General features: G+C 33.8%; 4 protein-coding genes, 1 pseudogene and 1 other annotated feature. All 5 genes and pseudogenes read right to left on the bottom strand.

Annotation, left to right across the window (positions count from 1 at the left end):
- Positions 1–149 (bottom strand): annotated as a pseudogene (locus B2S90_RS06400) (3-deoxy-7-phosphoheptulonate synthase); the annotation flags it as partial.
- 51 nt (positions 150–200) lie between these two features.
- Positions 201–435 (bottom strand) — a binding site (T-box leader).
- A gap of 111 nt (positions 436–546) precedes the next feature.
- Positions 547–1026: a hypothetical protein gene (locus B2S90_RS06395; RefSeq protein ID WP_286696745.1), complete on the bottom strand. Its 480-nt coding sequence runs from the start codon at positions 1024–1026 to the stop codon at positions 547–549.
- On the bottom strand, positions 1013–1903 hold the full coding sequence (locus B2S90_RS06390) for a Cna B-type domain-containing protein (RefSeq protein ID WP_278780674.1): 891 nt from the start codon (positions 1901–1903) through the stop codon (positions 1013–1015). The genes B2S90_RS06395 and B2S90_RS06390 overlap by 14 nt, the downstream gene beginning before the upstream one ends.
- A 13-nt stretch (positions 1904–1916) precedes the next feature.
- Positions 1917–2726, bottom strand: a complete 810-nt coding sequence (locus B2S90_RS06385; RefSeq protein WP_278780673.1) for a class C sortase — start codon at positions 2724–2726, stop codon at positions 1917–1919.
- Positions 2727–2752: 26 nt separating this feature from the next.
- Positions 2753–2866: LPXTG cell wall anchor domain-containing protein (locus B2S90_RS10930; RefSeq protein ID WP_414630687.1), on the bottom strand; the 114-nt coding region annotated here is incomplete at its 5' end.

The following is a 2866-nucleotide window of genomic DNA, read 5'->3' as shown; positions in this document are numbered from 1 at the left end:
GGATCTACTCTAGTCGTATCACCGATTACACCACAGATAGTGACATCATGACCGACTACTAAATGTGTTTCTAATCCCTTCGCTTCTACCTTTTCCTGAATCTTTTTTACATCTTCTTCACTTGTTTTTGGTTTGAATACAATAATCATAATCTTTTTCTCCTTTGATCATCTACCTGTATAAATAAAAGACTCTCATCCTATAAGGACGAGAGTGTATCTTCGTGTTACCACCTTATTTTATATATCTATCACTAGATATATCTCAACGAGTACTATCATACTCTGACAATGTAACGGTTGTGACCGGAAACGCCTACTTCATTCAACGCTCTACTCCAAGACGAATTCAATATCCTCCAAACATCCTTTTACACCACCCAAGGACTCTCTATGCTTCTTTTGGATATCTACTATTTCTTTTCACTGTATTTATACTAAGTAGTTCTTAATTTGTGAACTCATCATACTGAATAATCAATACATTGTCAACTACTTTTTCTATTTTTCTTATACATTTATTAATATTTTCTATTTTATCTAAAATTTACACCATAATTAAGTTAATGCAGTAATATTGTGATCCACTCTTACAATACATATACAGCGTATCACTTGAAAGTGTATCGACTTCACCAATGACTTCCAATTCATATTGGGTCTTATAGCCTGAAATAGATTGAATTGTAAGTATATCTTTACTCTTGAGTGACTGCATTTGTTTTAGATATAAGTCTGGTATGACTATATTCTTATTCTTATAGTGTGGTAGATTATCTTCTTTACCTATGACCCACTTGATGTCACCAGCTTGGACGACTGCCTGTATATCATATCCTTGTACATCTAAATAGCCATTATCAGAAGGAATATAGGTATCGGGGATAAGTTGTATAGTCTGGTTATAAAGTCCTTGTAATTCCTTTATTTCTTTATTTTGACGATACTTCTCATAACCAAACAAGCAACAAGACACTAGGATACATAAGCACCCTAGTGTCATGAATAAATGACTAATCTTTTTCATGTCTAAATAGTCTACCTAATACAATCAGGAATAATCCTGATACAGTTAATAATGTCAACCAATGATTGATTCTTGTTGTATCCCCGGTTTTAACATGAGAATCTTTCTTAGGTGTATCTGTATTTGTATTAGTGATAATATATTCAGTCTTAGATTCACTGCATACTGAAGAAACAATACCTTTATAACCTTTGACACTCTTTTCTTTAATGCTGTAATTCATAACTTGTTCACTTTTCCATGAAAAAGCATAATTATGTGCAGCATCTAGTACGATTGTCTTGATATAAGTAGAACCGTTATAGAGTTCTACATAGATTTTGTCTGGATGTTTAGACCCATTATCAATCCAATGCTTCACTATCTTATATTCATGAGAGGGATTCTTTGAATATTTAGTAAAGTCAATGGATACATCATAACTTGTCCCCTGTGGTAAAGAAATCAAGTAAGGTAAATAGGTATAAGTTGTTCCATTGAATTCTAAGTTATCTGTCGTAATAAGATAGAGTCCTGTTTTAAGACCTGTATATGCAACTTTAGAAGAAGTTGCCTGTTTAGTGAGAGCTTTTTGACTTGCCGCATATCCCTTTAATGTGATAGCCGCATTTTTAAGGTCTTCACTTGTTTTTAGCTGATCCAATTGAATATTTGTATTTGTTTCTGCTTCCTTGAAAGCATCGGTGTAATGATAACTACCATCATCCGAAACACTTGCGACACGATACAAATGAACATTTAACCCTGAAATACATTCATTGAGTGTCAAAGAGCATTTCTTATTGACATTGACAGCAGCTACCTGGAATGAATTAAACACAGCGACTGACAGTAGAACTGTAAAACATAATATGTATTTTTTTAATCTTTTCCCCATATAATTGCTGTCATCACCTTTCTTTATGTTTTTCCTTGATTGATGTTAAATACCAGATAAATGCAATAATAATTGCAAGTACTACCCAGAACACATCAATGAGTACTGGATCTGCTTTAACTAAATCTCTTCTTATTCTTAGATTTGTCTTATTAATACGATGTCCTCTTACAAGCAGTCTATGAGTATTAACACCATAGGGCGTGCATGTCATAAGAGTACAGTAGTCCTGTCCTTCTACAATCTTCAGATCATCTGTTTCTGTAGGAAGGACTGTTTTAATTTGATCAACTTCATAATAAAGAGTTTGATCTAATACCTGAAGCATGAAGGTATCACCCTTCTTTAACTGATCGATATCAGTAAAAAGCTGTGCACTTGGTAATCCTCTATGTCCAGATATGACACAATGTGTACTCTCTCCACCTACTGGTAATGAAGTACCTGGGATATGTCCTATCGCAATCTGTAAGATTTCAGCATCTGTTCCATGATATATAGGAAGAGAGACATTGATTTTAGGGATTTCCACATAACCCATCATACCCGTACCAGTGACATCAAGAGTAGACTCATAGAGTTTCTTCTCTTGATTGTTCAAAGTAGAGAGTGTTTGTTTCAGGTTTGTATTGTATAGAGTGGCATCATTCCAGAGCTTTTGATATTGTTTATCAGTCAGGTTTTCTACCTTTTCTTCATATCCAGCAATAGCTCTTGTTTGATGTCTTTGATTCCAATAGTTACTGAAACTAGGATAAATAAGTAAGGAAAGCCCCATAATGAATATTAAAGTTATAAATGCATTGGTTAACTTCTTTGTCATTATAGGACACTCCTTATTGTTTTATATTACTTACTATCTGCTTTTTTCTTCATTACTAAGAATGCAGCAGCTGCAAGAATCATAAGTGTACCTGCAGCATATAATACTGTAGTACCCATACCACCTGTTTCAGGAAGTTC

Source organism: Catenibacterium sp. UBA627 (assembly GCF_002299355.1).
Classification (GTDB): domain Bacteria; phylum Bacillota_I; class Bacilli_A; order Erysipelotrichales; family Coprobacillaceae; genus Catenibacterium; species Catenibacterium mitsuoka.
This window is presented reverse-complemented; position numbering and strand designations above follow the sequence as displayed.